The sequence below is a fragment of the Pseudoalteromonas sp. OANN1 genome, from assembly GCF_024124685.1.
GTDB classification, from domain to species: domain Bacteria; phylum Pseudomonadota; class Gammaproteobacteria; order Enterobacterales; family Alteromonadaceae; genus Pseudoalteromonas; species Pseudoalteromonas piscicida.
Genome location: NZ_JAMXSE010000001.1, coordinates 44,968 through 65,033 on the forward strand (window position 1 = coordinate 44,968; position 20,066 = coordinate 65,033).

Sequence of the window (20,066 nt, forward strand, 5' to 3'; positions counted from 1 at the left end):
CTTTGCCTCGCTATGGGTAAAGTCATTTACTTATGACCTGCGCTTACCGCTGCCAGACCTTGCCAATCTTCTAAATCTTGTTCTGGCTTTTCAGCACGAAATTGTTGATACAGTACGATACCTTGCTCATCTTCTAAAATATCAACCTGTACGCCCTTGCTTTCAAGTAACGGCTCATTGCCTGACGCATTAGTGATATCCCCCACCACGACTCGCTGAAAGCCACGCATATAGAGTAAGGTTGCGCATACATCACAAGGACTTAGGCTGGTATACAAAGTGGTTTTACTAAAATCAATCCGTCCCGCATCTCGAATTGCCGAGGTTTCACCATGGTTATATGGGTGGCTCTCTTGTACTAACGTATTATGTCCTTTACCTACAATTTGATTGGTTTCGTTATCAACAATAACCGCGCCAATTGGGCAACCGCCCTCTTCATAACTCTTTTGTGCCAGCAAAACAGCAATGCGCATAAAGTCTTTATCGCAAAGCTTACGCGTAAAGTCGCTATCGAGTAATACGCCAAGACTCTTGGTTGGCATATGTGCAATGGCATTGAGCGCTTCGCTATTTACTTGGGTTTCTGCGTTGAGTAATACAGTCATTTTTTAATTCCTTGTTGTATTATATGAACCGAGCTTAACGCTATAATTTGGCGCAATTATGAAGTACCCAATCACATAGCTTATCTAACCAAGGTTTTGCCACACCAAGCGGCCAACCGCAATTGATCCGCAGATGATCTTGATACAACTCACGACTTGTAAATAAGCTGCCTTGGCGAATTTCAACACCAAGTTCAGCGAGCCGTAAAGCGAGTGCATCACAGTCAATATTAGGCAGTTTCAGCCATAATGCCATTCCGCCCTGAGGGGAAGATATTTTACAGCCTTTTGGTAAACGCGATTTCAAATAGCTTTGGTAAGCGAAGCAATGTGCCGCTAAGGTGCGATTAAGCGTACGTAAATGGCGCTGGTAATGTCCTGTCTCAATAAAGCGTGATACCGCCATTTGTAAACATTGATTTGGCATGCCGTGAAATGCCTGCATGAGCGCGGCCACTTGGCTTTGATAACGCCCAGCTTCACACCATCCAACTTGCAAGCCCGGCGCTAACGTCTTAGACACTGAGCTACACCAAATTACATATCCGGCTTTATCCCACGCCTTTATCGGTAAAGGCATTGTGTGATTATGGCTCAGCTCCCCAAAGACGTCGTCTTCAATAATCGCCACTTGATACTGCGCAGCAAAATCCGCAAGCCACGCTTTTTGTTGCACAGATAGACTGTGCCCCGTTGGGTTTTGGTGGTTTGCCGTAAGCAAACACGCTGACACCCTTTGCGTTGTCACGACCTGTTCCAAGGCTTCCAGGTCAAGTCCTTCGGGCGTTGTTGGGATCTCAATCACCTTGAGCTGTAGCGTTGCAAGCAGTTGCAATAAACCTTGATAACAAGGTGATGGCACGACCACACAATCCCCCGCTTTTGTAACAGCCTGCAGTCCCGCCATCACGGCTTGAATACAACCGCCTGTCACCACGAGATTATCAGGATTCAGCGCCAACCCCTTTTGTTTAAAGTGCTTGGTTAAATTCTCTCTAAGCGACATCAGTCCCATCGCGCTTGGATAATGAAAATGGTGATACTGAGGAGAGTCGAACGCTTGCTTTATAAACTTAGTCAAGCGATTTATGGGCATCAACTCGGGCGCTACTTGCACCGTCGATAACATCGTATTGAGCCCTACGACAGAGGGTCTTAACGCACTTTTAGGCGATTTCACTTCACTCGTAAACGTGGCAAAGTCAATGTCACTATTTTTCGCTATCGGTTTACAAATATAAAAACCAGATTTCTCTTGAGAAGCTAAAAAGCCATTATCCTGTAGTTCCTCGTAGGTTCTAATTGCAGTACTCATGCTCACGCCATGCTGCTTGGCAAAGATCCTAAGTGAAGTCATTTTTTCACCGACTTGACGTTCACCGGCGTTTATCTCTGTAATCACCTGCTCACTTAATGTAATAAACTTTCTCGCCATCTGTATCCTTAACAACCAAGAATTCTGTATCTGTACTGCATTTTTATCGAAGTTACACTGTAATTCCAGTATTCGTTCACAAATAGGATTGGCACATGACGATGACACACAACCAATGGCAAGCATTACCCCAATTGCTCACTGAATTTTCTAAACTTACCGAGGCATTTATACAGTCTAGTAATAGCCGCCCAGTCGCAGGTCGAGATATTGCTCCGCCCGACCTCACACTCACAGAATCAGGAATTGAATTTGAGTCTCTGATAGAGATTTTTAGTAAACAAGTAGTGCCAAACTTAAGCACCAGTATTGGGCCTAGGTATTGGGGATTTGTCACCGGCGGCGCAACGCCTGTTGCCACCTTTGCCGATTGGCTGGTGTCAACCTATGACCAAAATGTCTCAAAGGGTGATGGCTCCATTGCAACCAGTATAGAGCGGCAGGCCATTCGCTGGCTAACCGAATTATTCGACCTACCAGCAAGCTTTGATGGCCTTTTTACTACAGGGGCGACAGCGGCAAATTACTTAGGTGCAGTCATAGCACGCCAGTTTGCAGGGCATCAACAAGGGATCAATGTGGCAGAAGATGGAGCCTTCGGTTTGGAAGTTGAGGTTTTTTGTGCGACGCCCCATGCGAGTATGATTAAAGCGCTTGGTCTTGCAGGCCTAGGCCGCAACCAAATCACGAGAGTCGCAACGCAAGTAGGCAATGAAGCTACGGATATTGCAGCGCTTGAGTCAGCGCTTGCAAAAAGTAACGCCAAAGGAAAAATTGTCATCGCCAGTGCCGCCACGGTTACCGGTACTAATTTTGATGATTTAATGCAGATCCGCCGTCTATGCGATAAACACCAAGCTTGGCTGCATGTTGATGCTGCATTTGGCATTTTCGACCGTCTGGTTTCTGGCTCAGAAGGTCGCACTAAGGGGCTTGAGTTAGCCGATAGTATTACCTTGGATGCACACAAGTGGCTCAATGTGCCATACGACTGTGGGATCTTTCTCACTCGTCATTTGCACTACTTGGTTGAAAGCTGCGACGTTCCAGCTCCTTACTTAGTCACATCAAAAGCCGACCCCGACTTTTTTTCGATGGGTGTAGAGAACTCTCGTCGATTTAGGGCATTACCCGTTTGGATGTCATTACTTGCCTATGGTAAAGACGGGATCCGTCAATGGGTAAGCAAAAATATTGCGCAAACTAAACAACTTGCAGACTGGTTTTCTGATTCTCCAGACTATGAATTAGTCTACTACGGAGAGCTCAACGTGGTGCTTTTCAAGCCAAGCGGCAAAGATGACGCAGCAACAACTGCCCTCCTTCATGCCATTAATGCGGACGGCCGTATATTTGTCAGCCCAGGAAGTTGGCAAGGACAGAAGGTGATCCGTGCTGCGCTCAGTAATTGGCAAACGGAGCAAATTGATTTAGACATAGCAAAAAGCGCATTAACCGAGTTAGCTAAGGCGCTTTAAGATTATACTATTTGAAGTTAGCTAACGCTGTGATTAGGAGTAATACTTTGCGCCAATTTGCGACTGTATTCCTCAAAATCGATATTGCTTTGCTCACCAAGTCCAGCCACCGCATGAGAAATAAACTGCGGTGGTACAAATAGATAAGTACGTTTTTTAAATTTCCAATGACGCACGATGTGCTTGGGCTGATGCTTGTCTTCATCTAACCCAGCCAACGAAAATAAATCTTGCCAGTCACTTTCGGTATCGCCTGTCGACTGGGCAATACTTTGTGGTTCGATACTAAGCAAAATTGCCGACGTTTGTGGCACCCCCATCAACAGCTCACCAATAAAAAAGATGCTACCACTGCGGCAAAGCTGCTGCTGCGCTTCCGTCATCTCAGATTGCTCTGCCATCTTCGCCCTTTGGTATTGCATACCATTAAACATGGACTTGGCGAAAGGCAGCTGCTTTTCAGAAAACTCTCGATTTAAGACGTGCTGAAACAGCGCTTTGCCGAGCGTATTACCTACGCCATCGTGACTAAAAGTGCATTCTTCCACATTGGTTTCAATGAAAAGCCCTGACTCTACCAAAATATTTTTCACAGCTTGGTAGTTAAATATTGAAAACGGCTTCCCCGTCACCGGATTTGTTGTCGACGTCACCGCTTTTGTCATTGCAGCAAAAAACACACTAATATCAACGAATGCACTTTTTAAGTCAGTGTCAAAGCTCTGAATGCTATCCGCCGTGGCACACAACATGATATTACCCGTTTCATTAAACACATAATGTTTAGTAATTGGGGTATATATTGGCTGTGATTGCGGTTTTGACGGTTTATCTTGCTTGCTAAACCAAGTTGAGAACATTGTTTACTCCCAACATTAACTGTCCTTTTTAGTCGTTTTACTGGCTGCCGTGGTTTGCGGCGGAGCGGCTATGACACTTCGCATTGATTCAATCAGATTATTAAATTCAGGGTCTGACATCGCCTCGTTGAGCGATGCCGCTTGCTTGACAAATGCTGGTGGCACAAATAAGTAGACTGATTTGCACAGACTTAACTGCACGTCTGTATGCCCGCCTTGTAAGCAAGGGCCCGCTTGCCAAATGGCTTTTACATCATTGGCATCCGCTGAAATGACAATGGGCGCAATAGAAATTGCACCAAGCAGATATTCACAGACAAAAATGATGGTGCCGACCTTTTTGTCTTGGCTGTCGGAACTCGCACTGATACTTACCGAGGCTTGCCCCATACCAGCGATCATATCCATCAATGATTTACCTATGGAGGCTAAATTACCACTGAGCCCTAGTAAAGTCTGGATCAATTGGCTTGATAAAGTGACGCCACTTTGCTTACTTTCAAATTGAATATTGCTATCTGTCACTTTGACAAACAATCCTGAGCTTGACACTAATTTATTGAGTGCATCGTAGTCGTACAGACTTGTCCCAGCTTCTGCCATCGCTTTTGTGAGTGCGGCAAAAAATACGCTGACTTCACCAAACGCATTTTCAGCTTCTTGCGGCAATACACTTCCACCTGCGGTGCTGTTTAGCGTACTTGCGATAAATAAGTTGCCGGTGGCATTCACTACAAATTGTTTAGTCGCTGGCACTTCACTGCTGTTTGTCGTCGTTAAATTAGCGGCCCTAGTTTGTGCATTGCTCACTACAGTGCCTGGTTGAGGTGTTGGCATACTCGTTCCTTAGATCTTGATCTAGCAGATATTCTTCTTATGTCGATTTAGTGTAGTCGCATTTTAAATTACTTAAAATTTACTTTTGTGATTTTTTACAACCCAACCCATGTCGTAAAATATCCTTGCTTAAGTTCGATCTAACCTCATTGGAATAAATCTAATACCGTTTTTCTGTGCTTCTTGCCCTGTCGCTTGAAAACCTAGCGCAGTATAAAAAGATGCTGCATTAAGCGATGAGCACAATAGCACAATGAGACTTGAGCTGCAGATGTACTCGCTAGCACAGTATCTAATAGTTGCCGACCAACTCCTTTACCTTGGGCTGACTTGGCAACAAATAAATGGGTGAGATAGTTACCATCTCTTAATAAAGCAAATCCAATCAGCTCACCGTTTAGTAACGCCTTGGCACCGACAAAATTGGCGTTGCACATCACCTGAGTCACTCCAGGTAATATTTCGTTTAAATAAGTATCTCTTCCAAGCTGCGAAAAATGGGGTAAGACGTCAGCCTCTGAAACTTCACGCATTAGGGCCTGTTGACCTTTGCAGTTTGATTTTTGTTCTTCTGAGTGTGTTTTGGTCGCGACGCTCGACTTGCCGCCTAGTAATCTAGGCAAAAGTTGAGCAACAATGAACAAAGCGCACTCAGATGAACCCAAAGGGCAGCGCTTGATTGGCATTTTCTCTGTGTTGCCCCACAAGGATGTGGGGTAAGGTGACTTTGCAGGAGCACAAAGTCTTTATCGCCTGACTCACATAGAATAACTATGCTACGCAGGCTCTGCCTTGTATAAATACCAATCAAACTGCTGTAAAAACAAACTTGAAAGATCAACAGGCCCTAACCTTTCAATGGCATCCGCATCCTCGCCCTGAATCGCATTGATGGTAATCTTCACTTATGACCTTTTGATTTATTGCGTGCTTACATTTCTGGCAAACGTTATCCCAAAAAAGAAATGCATTGCAGCTAGGCTAAATATTAACTTACTTAAACTGGCATCGAAAAACCAAATACCAATAGCAAATACGCCGTGCATAGCAACCATTACCCACCAACACACACGGCCAATTTTGTAGAGTGGGTCGCCATGTTTGTTTTGGAAATTTAATAACCCAAACGCCCAAGGCAACAAAGTCCAGACGAGTGACATACAAAGCAATAGCGTTACAGCAATCTTGATTAATACTTCTCCTAGCATCTATAACCCCTCAAGTGAGGTGCGCAAAACCTCTTGAGGCTTAACATTGAGTTCATCACGTCCAAACGCAAAACTATCTTGCTTATAGCGGGGGAAAATATGCAAGTGGTAGTGGCTTAATTCGTTAAAGTACCCGTTGTTTTGCACCAGCGTAATCCCATCTGGGGAAAATTTACGCTCAATTCGCACATAAAGGTCGCGCGCAACGCTGTGGATTTCAGCCAGTATGGATTCTGGGACTTGAAGAAGTGTTCCATAAGGGGATTTGGGGCAAATTAAGATATGGCCAAAGTTTATGGGGTCATGATCGGCAAACGCAATCACCTGCTCAGATTCATATACAATAACCGCTTCAATATCTCTAGCAACTATCTGTTCTACAATGGTCATCAGCTACCTCTCCTTTACCTGATTACATAGAGTAATGTACCTGAGCAACTCTCTTCCTGCCAGTGATATATTCTATTTTCCCCTTCGTTAAATGAATAATTTTCAAGCCTAAATTCACTCACAACCCATTTAAACCAGTTACATTATTCAATGAATCACCCTACAAGGAATACAACATGTTAAGAACGTTAGTTACGGTAGCTTTATTAGCTTCTGGAAGTGTCGCCGGTGCCGCAAATCACACAGCGACCCATCATGCGATTCATTATGAAGGACGCGTCAGTAAAAACTATGCCGATGGCAGTGTGAGTTTTAATTGGCCCGGCAGCCAGCTGCATACTAAGCTCACCGGTCGCGCCTTTCGTATCGAGTTGATGGGCTATGGCGATCAATTCGATGTATTAATTGATGGCAAATTTACAAAAAAGCTAAAGACCAACGCCAATGGAGTCGCTGAGACCTTCACACTATTTGAAAGTACAAAGGCAGAAACCGTCACAATTGAACTCGTTAAACGCTGGGAGCACTACGAACACAATACCCAGATCCTAAGTGTTGATGTAGACGGAAAATTAGACTCAATCCAGCAGTCACAGCCCCATATCTTATTTATTGGCGATTCAATTAGCGCAGGCTTTGGCAGTGAGTCCACCCAAAGACAGTGTGAATGGAGCGAAATCCTTGATTTAAGTAACGCCCGTAAAGCCTTTCCATATATGAGCGCGCAACAGTTGGGCGCTAGTTTTACCCAAGTTTCATACTCAGGTTTAGGCTTAATTCGAAATTGGGGTGGCAATCAGCCACATCATACGCTGCGTAGTTACTATGACAAAATGTCAGCAGTATTTACCGACAACACTGACTTTGAAGACAAGTTTCCACAGCTTATTGTCATTGAAGTAGGCACCAATGACTTTAGTACCGATCCAACCCCTGCAGAGCCTTGGCAAACTATTGGTGAAGTTAAAACGCAGTGGGTAGAAACAATGGTCGTTTTCACCAAACAGCTGCGTACAAGATACCCTGCGGTTCCCATTATTTATATGCCTCGTCCAGCATATCCGTATAACTTTATTATTCCAGCAACTCAAGATGCAATTGCAAGGCTTAATCAGCAAGATATCAGTAAACTATACAGTCATACATTCGACTCACCATTAGAAGGCTGTGTGTGGCACCCCACCGCTTCAGAACATAAAGACATTGCTGAGAAACTCGTTACCTTTATCAAGCAGCAAACACTTCTCTAAGTAAATGTTCGGCGTTATTCAGTGAGATTAAGCTCGATGTACTGAATAACACGCAAGTCATTTACAAACTTTCACATTGTTTTTTATACAAAAATTCACAACAAAAAATTCAACGCCCCGCATTTAAAAAAATTAATGAGAACGATTTTTATTTGAAAAAATCACACTCATTAAGACTTACACTTTTATCAATGCGTAAAGCTGTTACTTTGAACGATCCACATTTGTTTTATTTTCCACAACAAAAAGATGCAGGGATAACCTTTTGGCAATAACTTCCCTCTTTTCAAGCACACAAAAACATGATTAAGATCGTTACGTTATAACATTTTTAAAAGTAATCATTTATATCGAATAAATGATGGTTCTTTTCACATTCGTTTTTGCAGTTGGAATAACAAAATGACAAGGTCACTCCTGACAGTTAGCGTGCTTAGTAGCTTATATTCTTCACTTAGTGTTGCCGAACAATCCATTGAAACAATTGATGTGCATGGCACTCGCGCACCTCTTTACAGCACGAGAGACGTGAATGCTTCGGCATTGGGGATGAAAGATCCGCAGCTTCTTCCTATTTCCATTCAATCATTTTCTGAAGAACTGATCAGCAATCAAAGAGTAAAAACGCTAGGCGAAGTGCTTGCCAACGATGCTTCTGTTCAAAACACCTCAATTGGTACGGTTTTCGACTTTGTGAGTCTGCGTGGCTTTCAGCTAGATTGGACCAACGGTCTAAGACGCGACGGTTTAGCGCTTGCCCCCTACCAAGATGTACCGCTGGAGAATATTCAACGCATTGATATCGTCAAAGGCCCGTCAAGTCTCGTATCAGGCTTTAACAACCCCGGCGGTACAATCAACTATGTGACAAAGCGCCCAACCATGGACGCCTTTTTGGATGTCACAACAGAAGTACGTAGCCGTGGAGGAAAATATTTACACATCGATCTCGGTGGGCCAATTTCTGACGAGCAAACGTTCGGCTATCGTATTAATGCAGCAGCAGAGAAAAACGGTGACTTTACCGGTGGTGATGACTTAGAGCGCTATTTCTTTAGTGCAGCACTGGATTGGCAAGTATCAGATCGCCTATTTATCCGATTAGACGGCGATTTCCAAGACAAAAGCACTGTATCACAGCCTTTGATAGGACTTGCCAGCGACCCCAATGATCCTGACCGTAAAATATTACCGCCCTATGTCGACACCAGTGATGTATTACTCGGACAACCTTGGGCAAAGTATGAAACCGAGTCTTATAACCTAGCCGCACGTGCTGATTTTTGGTTGAACGACACGTGGCAATGGGTAAACCAAGCTGCGCTTTCTGGTAATGATAGGTTTACCGTTTTTCCTGATATCTACTCGGTTGATACACAAGGTAATGTGCTGTCTGCCGCTATCCACATTACCCCAGACGAAACGTATGACACGCTCTCCGCACATAGTTTTATCAGCGGTCAGCTTACCACCGCAGCAATTGAACATGAACTAGTCGTCGGCGTTAGTATTCGTGATTATGAGTCTAAGGATGGTCGTTGGTTTGAATTAACCAACCCCGTTGGCAATATTTTCAATCCAATTCATAGCAGTAAACCGCAGTTCCCTGATTATCCAGAACCAACCAAAACTGAAGCCTCTGAAAGCGCGTTGTTTATCACAGATACCTTGCACTTTAACGATGTATTTTATGCCACCTTAGGGCTGCGTCATATTCAATACAAAAAAGAGCAAACTCTACCAGGCCAAACTAAAACCACATTAGACGACCGAACTTTTAATACCCCCATCATAGGCCTTAACTACAACCCAAGCGATCAGCTCGCGTTTTACGCCAGTTACTCAGAAGGCGCGGGGGAAGGCGGCGTTGCAGTCATCGGCAGCGGTGCAATAAATGAAGGAGAATCACTCGGCCCCCAAGAAAGCGAGCAAATTGAAGCCGGTATAAAATACCAAACGGACACCATGAACTACTCGATAGCCGTTTTCGAAATAGAAAAAATGTTGGAGTACCACAATCACATTACTAACTATTTCGTGCAAGACGGTGTCCAGTCACATAAAGGTATTGAGCTCAATGCCAGTGGCTCATTCGCTCACGGCCTTGCAACCGTAGCATCCATCACCTTGATGGACCCCAGCTTAGATAAGCTTGACGGCGAGCCCGCGCTTAATGGCAACACCCCAGCCAATGTGCCAGAATTTCAAGCGAATCTCTATGTCGACTACCAGTTGCCATTTTGGGAGGCATTAAGCATCAATGCGGGTATTTTCCATGTTGGTGAACGCGAACAAAACGTCAATAACACCCTACAGTTACCAGCCTACACGCGCTTCGACTTGGGCGCGAAGTACCACTTTACTGACATTAACACCACGCTTCGACTCAAAGCCGAAAACCTGTTCGACAAAGAATATTGGCTATCTGGCGGTGCCAAAGGCATAGATTGGGGAGTCGCTCCCGGTCGTGGCCGCACTTTTATCGCCTCATTAAGCGTGAGCTTTTAAGGATAATTCATGACTACACCTGTTATTCAAATCAATAACCTGCAAAAGCGCTTTGGTGAATACCAAGCGCTACAGGGACTATGCTTGAGCGTACATCAAGGTGAAATTCTAGCGCTGCTAGGCCCAAATGGGGCAGGTAAAACCACCACGATTAATTGCTTACTGGGCTTTTTACAACCGGATGCTGGGGAAATCACCATCGCTGGAATTAATCCACAGCATGACGTAGTAACGGCAAGGCAGCAACTGGCTTATATTCCTGAACAAGTCGCGCTTTATCCGCGACTTAGCGGACTTGAGAATCTCGCGTATTTCAGCAAAATGGCCAGCATAGAAAAGACCGACGAGGCCTTTCGCACACTGCTCGGTGAAGTAAAACTGCCAAGTCACGCTGTAGACAAACCCGTTGCAACCTATTCAAAAGGGATGCGACAAAAAGTGGGCATAGCCATTGCCCTTGCAAAGCAAGCCAAGGCATTGATCTTAGATGAGCCTACATCAGGTCTTGATCCTTCAGCCAGCCATGAATTTAGCCAGCTCATTCAGTCATTAGCAAAGCAAGGCGTCGCGATTTTAATGGCGACCCACGACTTATACCGTGCTCAAGAAGATGCCCATCGCGTGGCAATTATCAATCAAGGGCAATTAGTCGATACTTTAGTCTATGAGCAACTGCAAGAAGTCCAACTTGAATCCGTTTACCTCAAACATATCAAGGTGGGTGTCTGATGTTTCAAACGACATTTAAAAAGGAATGGCTCGATACCAAGCGGCAGGGACAAGGGCTTTGGCTTGGAGGCATTGCAGTATTACTGCTCTTGCTTGCCTGCTTGACTGGTTTTAAAAGCCACCAAAGCTATCAGCAAGCCGTTACTGAAGTGTCCCAGTCAGAGCAATTACGCTGGCTAAATCAAGGTGAAAAAGGCCCCCATTCCGCCGCCCATTACGGTATTTATGTGGTCAAACCCACCACCCCACTGGCGGCACTCGATGCGGGATTACAAGCATACCAAGGGAATGTGTTGAGGCTTGAAGCTCATATTCGTAACGATAGTATATTTAGAAGTGCGCAAGATAATTTGCCGATGTCACGTTTTGGCAGCTTATCACCCGCCTTTGTGCTACAAGTATTACTGCCGCTATTAATTATATTAATTGGCTACCCACTACTTGCCCGAGAGCGTGAGCAAGGCACCCTTAAACAACTACTCGCATCGGGCGCGAGTCCAGCTAACTTGTTTATCGCCAAATGTGCGCTGCTTTTTGCTATTTCTTGCTTATTTTTGTTACCTGTTGCGCTTTTTTTACTTTATAGCCAACTAACAAGCACGGAGCCTCACACACTCAGAAGTGGGCTATTTTTACTATTTTATTTGGTTTACTTATTGCTTTGGTCGCTACTCACCACCACCATTTCGAGTTTATTTCCAACAGCAAGGCGCGCATTAATCACGCTGTTAATCATTTGGGCCCTCACAACGCTTTTACTACCAAAACTGGCAATGAATATCGCAACGACTATTTATCCACAAGGTTCAGGTCAAGCATTTCAAGCAAAACTTGAAAGTGAGGTTTATACCGAAGCACGAGTTGAAGCAATCGCAAAGTTCAAGCAGCAAACATTGACTCAATATGGAGTCAGCAATGTGGAAGACTTGCCCTTTGACTATGCCGGAGCACAACTCCAATTTGGTGAACAATACGCTGATAAAATCTTTGACCGCTTATTTTCAGCGCGTTTAGCTCAACTAGAAGCGCAATCACAAAGCTATCAACTTGCAGGGATGTTAACGCCGTTTATCGCAATACAAACGCTGTCGATGGCCACCGCCGCCAGCGACTTTACCCACCAGCAAGCATTTGAGAATGCGGCAGAGCAGCACCGCCGTATGATGCAAGAGGTGCTTAACTTTAATCAAAGAGATCATGGTCACAAAGCGGACGGACATTACACCGCGGGCGAGGAATTATGGCAGCAGATCCCAAAGTTCGCATTCCAATACCCCAATGTTATTCGTTACCTGCCTCACTACGTTATCAGCCTGTTTAGCCTGAGCTTTTGGCTAATCGCTCTGGTGTTATTGAGTTTCTTCGCGATTAAAAAGCTGCGTTTGGAGGAGCAAAGATGAAACGCTTAATGTTAGCTACTGAGTTTAAAAACCTCTGGCGAGAAAAGCTCGTACTCGCGCTGTTATTAACCACCAGCATGCTCGCGCTAGTGGCATTTCTTAACGCCCATTACTTTGCTAAAAAACAGCATGACGTGGTACTTGCCGCACAGCAAATGCAGCAACAGGCCATCCAAGATGCCAAAGCTGGATTACCCGAAAGACTCGCCAGCACAGCAGACTATAAGTGGTGGGAAGACCCATACGACCTGCGCGGGCAGGCTTTTTACTTGATGCAAAATTACGCCACCAAAACCCCGCTTGCAACGTCGCCAATCGCAACAGGGCAAGCCGACGTATTACCTTACTATTTTAAGATGCTAATCAAAGAGAAACAGCACATCGTTCATCAATATGACTATGTTCACCCGCTATCTCTGTTGTTAGGCCAGTTCGATTTAAGTTTTGTGATTGTCTACTTACTGCCATTGCTCATTATTGGCATTTGCTTTAATGCCTTGGCAAGTGAACGCCAAGATGGGCAGCTAAGACTACTGATGCTGCAAGGAGGCAGCGCGACCCGCCTTCTGACATATCAATTATTGCTACGAAGTGCGTTAATTGTGCTGCCATTTTTAAGTATTAGTAGCCTGCTTTTAATAACAATACGAGAGCAGCTAGGGGTGATTGAACTGCTGAGTTATAACCTTATCGCACTATGTTATTGTGGCTTTTGGATTGCCTTAACCGCTTGGGTAAATAGCAGAGCCAAAAGTGCGGCAAACAATGCTGCCACCTTAGTCACCTGTTGGCTCGCCTTGGTAATTGTGGTCCCAGCTTTGGTCAATACCAGCATCGCTTTACTCGACCCAACGCCTTCACGAATTCACTATATAGATAGCCTCCGTGCCGCCAGCGACGAAGCCCAAAAAGCGAGTGAAAAGACTTTAGCTCAGTATTTTCAAGATCATCCAGAGCTTGCAAAAAATGGCAGTGGTGCCAGCGATTACGCCACCAAAAAAATTGCTACTATTAATTCTGTCGAACGCGCAATGGCAGCCCAAGATGTACGATTTTTTACGGCGCAACAAGCACAGCAACATAATGCGCAAAAGCTACAATATCTCTCCCCCGCACTCATCGCACAAACACTGTTGGTTGATTTAGCGGGCAATGGATTAGCACGTCATCACGCCTTTATGGAAGAAGTTGAAGCTCATCATCAAGCACTACAAGGTTTCTTTGCCAACGAAATTGCCAAAGCCAATCAAAGAGGCGATTTTGCACCTTGTGAGGGTTGTAGCGCAAAGCCAACGCTCACGGATCTTGCGAATATTCCTCAATTTAGCAATGACTTTGCCACACCTGTGAACAACTACACGCCACTAATTTGGTTGCTGCTACTAGCCGTTGGCTTACTCTTTATAGCAAAACGCCACGTCAACAAGTTAGACAGTGCAAACAACAAAGAGGTGTTAGTCGTATGAGTGACGCCTTCACTGCAAAATTGCATCCACAAACGCAAAGCCTGCTCGCGGAGCATCAAGCCAAGTTATTTGAATGGGCAGCGGCATTGGGAGCACCGCTACATTTAGTGTTTCCTCAGCGTTTTGCGGAAAATATCGAAACCCTGCAAGCCAACTTTATAACGCTTGGGCTTGAGCATGAGATTTATTTTGCAAAAAAAGCTAACAAAGCCCAATGTTTTACTCAAGTCGCGTCTAATCACGATATAGGAATAGACGTGGCTAGTGTGCAAGAGTTTGAACTTGCCCTAAGCGGTGGTATTCAAGGTGAAAAAATTGGTGTATCTGGTCCGCATAAATCAGATGCACTACTTAGCTTAGCGCTTGTACATCAAGCGCTTATCGCTATTGACTCAAGTGCTGAGTTAAACTCCGTCATTACACTGGCCCGCCAGCGAAAGCGCCCTGCACGGGTGCTACTGCGTTTACAAACACAACCAACTAAAGCCTCACGCTTTGGCAGTTCACTGTGCCAGCTTACGCCATTATTGGCCCAGTGCCGAGAATACAAGGAGTGGGTAAGCTTGGAAGGATTTAGCTGCCACTTAAGCGGATACTGCCCACAAGCACGTGGCGAGAGCATCCATACTTTAGTCGGTGCGATAGACGAGGCTAGGCAAATAGGACTGTCGCCATCAAAAGTGAATATTGGCGGTGGCTTGCCCGTCTCCTATCTACAAAATGAGCAGTGGCAACAAGCCTTGGACTTTGAATGCTTTTTTGCAGGTAAAACCTTTGCAGGGTTTTATCCCTACCATAATGAGCAAAGCCCTGCGGATACCTTACACGCTATTTTGGCAGTGAAGAACACACATGGACAAACCGCATTAGCAGCATTACGCCAAAGGAGCCTTACATTAATGCTCGAGCCTGGCCGAGCACTGCTCGATGAAGCTGGTATTAGCTTGTTTAAAGTGCAAGGGACAAAGCCGCACCTAGGCACATCTGACTGTCATATCGCTACACTTTCGGGCTCAAGCTTATCGCTGTCAGAACAGTGGTTTGAAAGTGAATACTTGCCGAGTCCGCTGTTACTCACGGCACATTCAAACCGCAAACAAGGAGCGTATCGCGTGGCTTTTGGCGGTGCAACCTGTCTAGATAGCGACATGCTAAGCTGGCGGTTTATCCCCTTGTCGCAACTACCACAGCGCGATGACTTAATGGTTTACCTCAACACCGCAGGATACCAAATGGATTCAAATGAATCCGAATTTCACTCAATGCCATTGCCACGAAAAATCGCCGTAACGTGGGAGAACAACAGACTTTCTTGGCAACTACTTAGCTAAAAAACACCCAATAACACAACGTAAAGGAGCCTATTTATGAACATAAATGCGCAGCATTCGCTCGCCTCAACATTGCACCTAACCCCTTATTTAAGGGTATCGCAAAGCATTGGTAATACCCCGCTAATGCAGTTTTTAAGCCTACCAAACGGTAGCAAACTGTATCTTAAGCTTGAGCAGTTCAACCCCACCGGTAGCGCTAAGATCCGAATGGCGAAGTCTATGTTAGATGAAGCAGAAGCCAGTGGCCAACTGAAGCCGGGGGGCTGGGTCGTTGAGTCAACCTCCGGCAATACCGGCGTTGGTCTTGCACTGCTTGCAGCGGAGCGTGGCTATCGTTTTACCGCTCTTGTGGATAACCATGCGGCAAAAGAGAAAATCAGTAATATGAAAGCTTTTGGCGCGGAAGTGATCTGTGTTAGCGAAGCCGGAGACGACAGCTTATCGACTGATATTCGAGATGCAATGGCCGCAAAGCTGGCAAAAGAGCAAGGCGCATTTTGGACCGCCCAACACAATAATTTTGCCAATAGCCGCGGCTATACAGGACTGGCGCAAGAGGTCTTTTATGAACTTGGTGAACACATTACTCACCTTGTCGGTGCGGTTGGCACAGGTGGGTCGCTATGCGGCACAACAAGGGCTTTGCGCGACTTAGGTTGTCATCAACTCACAACGATTGGGGTTGAGCCTGTGGGTTCTGTGATTTTTGGTGGACCAGGACTGAATTATCATCAATCAGGAACGGGGACGCCGGAAGGCGCTGAGATAGGTCCAGTTATTGAGTATGAACTCATCGACAAAGGCGTGAAGGTATCTGACAAACAAGCGTTTAATACCGCCAGATACCTTGCCAAGCATTACGCCCTAATGGTCGGTGGTTCGGCTGGAGGGGTGATATACGAAGCACTACAGGCGTTAAAAACCGCCCCCGCCGATAGCTTATTTGTAGTACTCGTTTGTGACGGTGGCGAGAAATATCTCGATACCGTATTCAATGATGATTGGATGGCAAAGCACGACCTTATCGATATTAACATCGAGCAGGAACTCTATGAGCTATTAATGCAATATAAACCAACCGCGAGCGCCTAACTATGACTCAACAAACTGTTCTGCCGATACTAAACGAAGCCCGACTGGCGCAACTTGATTTCCCTTATAGTAAAGTCATTGAGGTGGTGGAAAATGCCTTTCGCTCACTGCATCACCCCGACTCTGCCAACCCACTTAAAGTGATTATGACGCCACAAGATGGCCGCTCCATCGCCTATAGTATGGCTGGCCGAGATGCTGCAAGTAATACTGTCGGGTTTAAGGTAGTCTACGAATACGACCCTGACAGAAGCCGTAACCAATATCAGTTTTACTCTTTTATCTTCCTTTGCGATGATGCCACAGGCCACCCTGTGGCCCTAATGGATGTAAAAGAACTAGGCCCTATGCGCACATCAGCCACCTCCGCCTTGTTCGCAAAATATGCCGTTCATTCAGATGCCAAAAATGCGTTGGTTGTAGGCACAGGTGTTCAAGGGCAAATCGCTTTACCTATGCTCGTCACGGCATTACCACAACTCACAAACCTAACCGTTCATGGCAGCTATCAAGCAGGTTTAGAAGCGGTTCAGCAAAAATTACAAGAGCATCACCCACAGCGACAAGTTGCGGTATCACAAGACTTAGAAGCTTCTGTAAGACAAGCAGATGTGATCCTTGCCGTTACTGGGTTGTCCGCCAAAGAAAACATTAAATATGAATGGTTGAAACCCGGCGCAGTGGTGATTTTGGTTGGCTATGGAATCGAAAAATCAGTGCTACACCGAGCTGATAGGTTGCTCACAACGGATGCAGAACAAATGAAGGTCACCGGAGACGATTTATTAGACGAGGACGGCAAGCTACCCACCGTTGATGCGACATTGACTGAAATACTAAATGGTGAAAAACCGGCACGAACTCACCCTGATGAAATTATCTTTGTCTATAACAGCGGCATGATCATTACTGACGTGGCGCTCGGACGAGCCGTTGCGGACTTTGCCATCACACAAGAAAACGTGGAGGAAGTAACCCTATGGTAGCTTCAGCGCGCACCGATATTTTTAAAGTAAGCCAGCTCGCAGGGCCGCTTATTCTGACCAATCTGCTCTACGTGGCAATTGCAACGATAGATCTTATCATGCTCGGTATGTTGAGCCCATTAGAGCTGGCTGCTGGCGGCCTCGCCATTGGTATTTTTAATCAATTTAGAACCATGGGAACGGGCGTAGTCACGGCAACGGGTAATTTGGTGTCTGATGCAATCGGCAAGGCAAAACTAGATCAGATCACTCCTCTTTTTAACGCCAGCATGCTTATCGGAACATTTTTGGGTCTACTGTTTGCCGCCGCGATGTTTGCCATAGAGCCATTTTTAAGGTTTATCGGTACATCCGAGGCAATTGCCAATTTGACGACCCAATATTTAACCGTTGTCGCTTTGGGCTTATTACCCTGTTTTTGGTTTCAAAGCGTGCGGCATTTTAGTGTTGGATTAAAAAGACCAGGGCCATTGATGTTAATAACGGGTGTATCTGTTGTACTCACTATCGTGCTCAATTACGGTCTAATTTTTGGTCAGTTTGGCCTACCACAACTCGGCTTTGTGGGGGTTGCAGCCGCCACGTGTATCGTGCTGTATTTATCGTTTTTACTGTTTGTACTATTTGCCAAGCGCGATGACGTACTCAGCCCCTACCTCACTATAAAGTTTTGGCAAACCGACCGTGAAGCACTTAGTAAAACATGGAAAATGGGCGTGCCAATTGGCGCAACTTACGGCCTTGAAGCTGGTTTTTTCACCGTGCTGGCGCTATTTGTGGCAACACTCGGCGTTAATGCCTTAGCCGCCCACAACGTGGTTAGCCAAATGGTGTACATCGTATTTATGGTATCTGCCGGCATTTCATCTGCTTGTTCTATTTACATCAGTGAAGCCAATGCTGCGGGAGACTTTCATCATGCTAAACGCATCGGCAATTTGGGCATTATTTGCGGTGCAGCGGTCATGTCTGTTTTCGCCTTAATCTATTTGTTCGTACCCGAATTTGTACTGCTGCCATTTTTAAGTGCAGAAGAATTACAAAACTCCGACGTCGTTGTTATCGCCATAGAACTACTCGTTATTGCCGCCTTTTTGCAGTTTTTTGACGCGTGGCAAAATATTGGGCTCGGTATCTTGCGTGGACTTGGCGATGTGAAAAGCACGCTAATGCTGTCTTTAATTGGCTATTGGTGTATTGGTCTTCCCGGTGCGTGGTTATTTCAAGAGTTTTTCTCTTTGGGAATTTTGGGCGTTTGGTACGCTTTAATGTTAGGGCTTGCGGTCACAGCGCTATCTGAGATTTGGCTTTTTAATCATAGGGCTAACCGTTTGCTTGAGCCCACATCACTCAAGGAGCAAAACGCATGACAACGACAATGCCAAACCCAGCCCGCAAAGAAGTCATTGCACTGCCGCCCTATGGTGCAGGACAAACCCTTGAGCAAGCAACAGCGCGCAATCTTCACCCCAATATGATAAACCTCTCGGTGAATGAGAACCCTTTAGGGCCGAGTCCGGCAGCGCTTAATGCTTTTAAAACACAACTGCATACTGCTAGCTGCTATCCAGACAGCCAATGCACAGAGCTCAGTGAGTGCCTGTCCACTAAACTTAACGTTGCCAAAGCGCAAATTGTACTCGGCAACGGCTCTGAGGATGTACTCTCAATGCTCTGCAAAGCCTTTCTCAGTCAAGGCGATAAAGTGTTAGTGGCCAAGCCTACTTTTGCGCTTCATGGTATTTACGCCAATATGATGGGGGCAAAGGTACTAGAGGTGCCGATGCAAAGCGATTTGTCCTATCGAATTGATGATTGGCTCGATGCTATCGCATGCCACCCAGACTTAAAAATGCTTATGCTTGCCAACCCATCCAACCCTGTAGGTTGTACGTTTGATGCTAATAATTTGCAGCGCCTCATTGATGCCTGTCCGCTCAATACGATTATCGTCATTGATGAAGCATACTGCGAATATGCACAAGGCCATAAACAGTTTACTGACGGCTTAGCGCTACTTCAAACACAGCCCCGCCCCTACGCGGTATTACGGACTTTTTCCAAAGCCTATGGCCTTGCAGGGCTTAGAGTGGGTTACGGCGTAATGGCAAATGCCCAACTGGCGGATTATTTGCACCGCGTACGTACACCGTACAATGTAAATCGACTAGCACAACTTGCTGCGATCGCGGTATTGCAAGATCCCTCCTATTTGGCAGACACGGTCACGCAAACGAATAGCGAGAGGGAAAAACTCAGCGCCGCCCTCACTGAGCTGGGTTATTTTGTCGCGCCAAGTCTAGCTAACTTTTTATTTATTGATGTCAAGCAGCCGTCTGCGCATGTCGCATCTTTGCTGCTGCAACAAGGAATAATGATAAAACCTTGGCTAGAATCAGGTTTTGATCATTTTGTGAGAGTAAGTATTGGACTTCCTGAGCAAAACCTTAGGGTGCTTGAAGCCTTTAAACAGTTGTAAGTATCG

The 20,066-nt window shown here is 45.6% G+C and carries 20 protein-coding genes; 11 read left to right on the forward strand and 9 right to left on the reverse strand.

What is annotated here, in order from left to right; translation table 11 throughout:
- Positions 1-26: 26 nt before the first annotated feature.
- Both NH462_RS00225 and NH462_RS00230 read right to left on the reverse strand, forming a co-directional pair.
- Positions 27-608 (reverse strand): nucleoside deaminase, encoded by a 582-nt coding sequence (locus NH462_RS00225; protein ID WP_017216008.1) that lies wholly within the window; start codon positions 606-608, stop codon positions 27-29.
- 40 nt (positions 609-648) lie between these two features.
- A complete protein-coding gene (locus NH462_RS00230; protein WP_010377542.1) occupies positions 649-2,043 on the reverse strand; it encodes a PLP-dependent aminotransferase family protein in 1,395 nt (464 codons plus the stop codon).
- 95 nt (positions 2,044-2,138) lie between these two features.
- On the opposite strand from NH462_RS00230, the gene NH462_RS00235 reads away from it, so the two are divergent.
- Positions 2,139-3,521 (forward strand): pyridoxal-dependent decarboxylase, encoded by a 1,383-nt coding sequence (locus NH462_RS00235; RefSeq protein WP_010377540.1) that lies wholly within the window; start codon positions 2,139-2,141, stop codon positions 3,519-3,521.
- Between the two features lie 17 nt (positions 3,522-3,538).
- Here NH462_RS00235 and NH462_RS00240 read toward each other — a convergent pair whose 3' ends face one another.
- The 7 genes from NH462_RS00240 to NH462_RS00265 form a co-directional block, all read right to left on the reverse strand.
- The gene (locus NH462_RS00240; protein WP_253050054.1) at positions 3,539-4,381 is read right to left on the reverse strand and encodes a hypothetical protein; all 843 of its coding nucleotides are present in this window, start codon (positions 4,379-4,381) and stop codon (positions 3,539-3,541) included.
- Positions 4,382-4,396: 15 nt separating this feature from the next.
- Positions 4,397-5,218 (reverse strand): hypothetical protein, encoded by an 822-nt coding sequence (locus tag NH462_RS00245; protein ID WP_253050057.1) that lies wholly within the window; start codon positions 5,216-5,218, stop codon positions 4,397-4,399.
- 129 nt (positions 5,219-5,347) lie between these two features.
- On the reverse strand, positions 5,348-5,470 hold the full coding sequence (locus tag NH462_RS00250; RefSeq protein ID WP_253050060.1) for a GNAT family N-acetyltransferase: 123 nt from the start codon (positions 5,468-5,470) through the stop codon (positions 5,348-5,350).
- Entirely contained in the window at positions 5,422-5,904 is a 483-nt protein-coding gene (locus NH462_RS00255) for a GNAT family N-acetyltransferase (protein WP_253050064.1), read from the reverse strand. Before NH462_RS00255 ends, NH462_RS00250 begins: the two co-directional genes overlap by 49 nt.
- Before the next feature lie 90 nt (positions 5,905-5,994).
- The gene (locus tag NH462_RS22845; protein WP_290442321.1) at positions 5,995-6,123 is read right to left on the reverse strand and encodes a hypothetical protein; all 129 of its coding nucleotides are present in this window, start codon (positions 6,121-6,123) and stop codon (positions 5,995-5,997) included.
- A 15-nt stretch (positions 6,124-6,138) separates the two neighbouring features.
- Positions 6,139-6,426, reverse strand: coding sequence for a hypothetical protein (locus tag NH462_RS00260; protein WP_253050067.1), 288 nt, complete (start codon positions 6,424-6,426; stop codon positions 6,139-6,141).
- Positions 6,427-6,816, reverse strand: a complete 390-nt coding sequence (locus tag NH462_RS00265) for an HIT family protein (protein ID WP_253050070.1) — start codon at positions 6,814-6,816, stop codon at positions 6,427-6,429.
- A gap of 176 nt (positions 6,817-6,992) precedes the next feature.
- On the opposite strand from NH462_RS00265, the gene NH462_RS00270 reads away from it, so the two are divergent.
- The 10 genes from NH462_RS00270 (at position 6,993) to hisC (ending at position 20,060) form a co-directional block, all read left to right on the forward strand.
- On the forward strand, positions 6,993-8,066 hold the full coding sequence (locus tag NH462_RS00270; protein WP_253050073.1) for an SGNH/GDSL hydrolase family protein: 1,074 nt from the start codon (positions 6,993-6,995) through the stop codon (positions 8,064-8,066).
- 402 nt (positions 8,067-8,468) lie between these two features.
- Complete coding sequence (locus tag NH462_RS00275; protein WP_253050077.1) at positions 8,469-10,574, forward strand: TonB-dependent siderophore receptor; 2,106 nt, start codon at positions 8,469-8,471, stop codon at positions 10,572-10,574.
- 9 nt (positions 10,575-10,583) lie between these two features.
- Positions 10,584-11,303 (forward strand): ABC transporter ATP-binding protein, encoded by a 720-nt coding sequence (locus NH462_RS00280; RefSeq protein ID WP_010377520.1) that lies wholly within the window; start codon positions 10,584-10,586, stop codon positions 11,301-11,303.
- Positions 11,303-12,703, forward strand: a complete 1,401-nt coding sequence (locus tag NH462_RS00285) for a DUF3526 domain-containing protein (RefSeq protein WP_253050080.1) — start codon at positions 11,303-11,305, stop codon at positions 12,701-12,703. The genes NH462_RS00280 and NH462_RS00285 overlap by 1 nt, the downstream gene beginning before the upstream one ends.
- The gene (locus NH462_RS00290) at positions 12,700-14,169 is read left to right on the forward strand and encodes a DUF3526 domain-containing protein (protein ID WP_253050083.1); all 1,470 of its coding nucleotides are present in this window, start codon (positions 12,700-12,702) and stop codon (positions 14,167-14,169) included. The genes NH462_RS00285 and NH462_RS00290 overlap by 4 nt, the downstream gene beginning before the upstream one ends.
- Positions 14,166-15,500 carry an alanine racemase gene (locus tag NH462_RS00295; RefSeq protein WP_253050086.1) on the forward strand — a complete coding sequence of 445 codons (1,335 nt, stop codon included), beginning with the start codon at positions 14,166-14,168 and terminating at the stop codon, positions 15,498-15,500. The genes NH462_RS00290 and NH462_RS00295 overlap by 4 nt, the downstream gene beginning before the upstream one ends.
- Positions 15,501-15,536: 36 nt before the next feature.
- On the forward strand, positions 15,537-16,595 hold the full coding sequence (locus NH462_RS00300) for a cysteine synthase family protein (protein ID WP_010377512.1): 1,059 nt from the start codon (positions 15,537-15,539) through the stop codon (positions 16,593-16,595).
- Positions 16,596-16,597: 2 nt separating this feature from the next.
- Positions 16,598-17,581, forward strand: a complete 984-nt coding sequence (locus NH462_RS00305; RefSeq protein WP_253050089.1) for an ornithine cyclodeaminase — start codon at positions 16,598-16,600, stop codon at positions 17,579-17,581.
- On the forward strand, positions 17,575-18,951 hold the full coding sequence (locus NH462_RS00310; protein WP_010377509.1) for an MATE family efflux transporter: 1,377 nt from the start codon (positions 17,575-17,577) through the stop codon (positions 18,949-18,951). The genes NH462_RS00305 and NH462_RS00310 overlap by 7 nt, the downstream gene beginning before the upstream one ends.
- Positions 18,948-20,060: a histidinol-phosphate transaminase gene (hisC, locus tag NH462_RS00315; RefSeq protein ID WP_253050092.1), complete on the forward strand. Its 1,113-nt coding sequence runs from the start codon at positions 18,948-18,950 to the stop codon at positions 20,058-20,060. Before NH462_RS00310 ends, hisC begins: the two co-directional genes overlap by 4 nt.
- Positions 20,061-20,066: the final 6 nt, after the last annotated feature.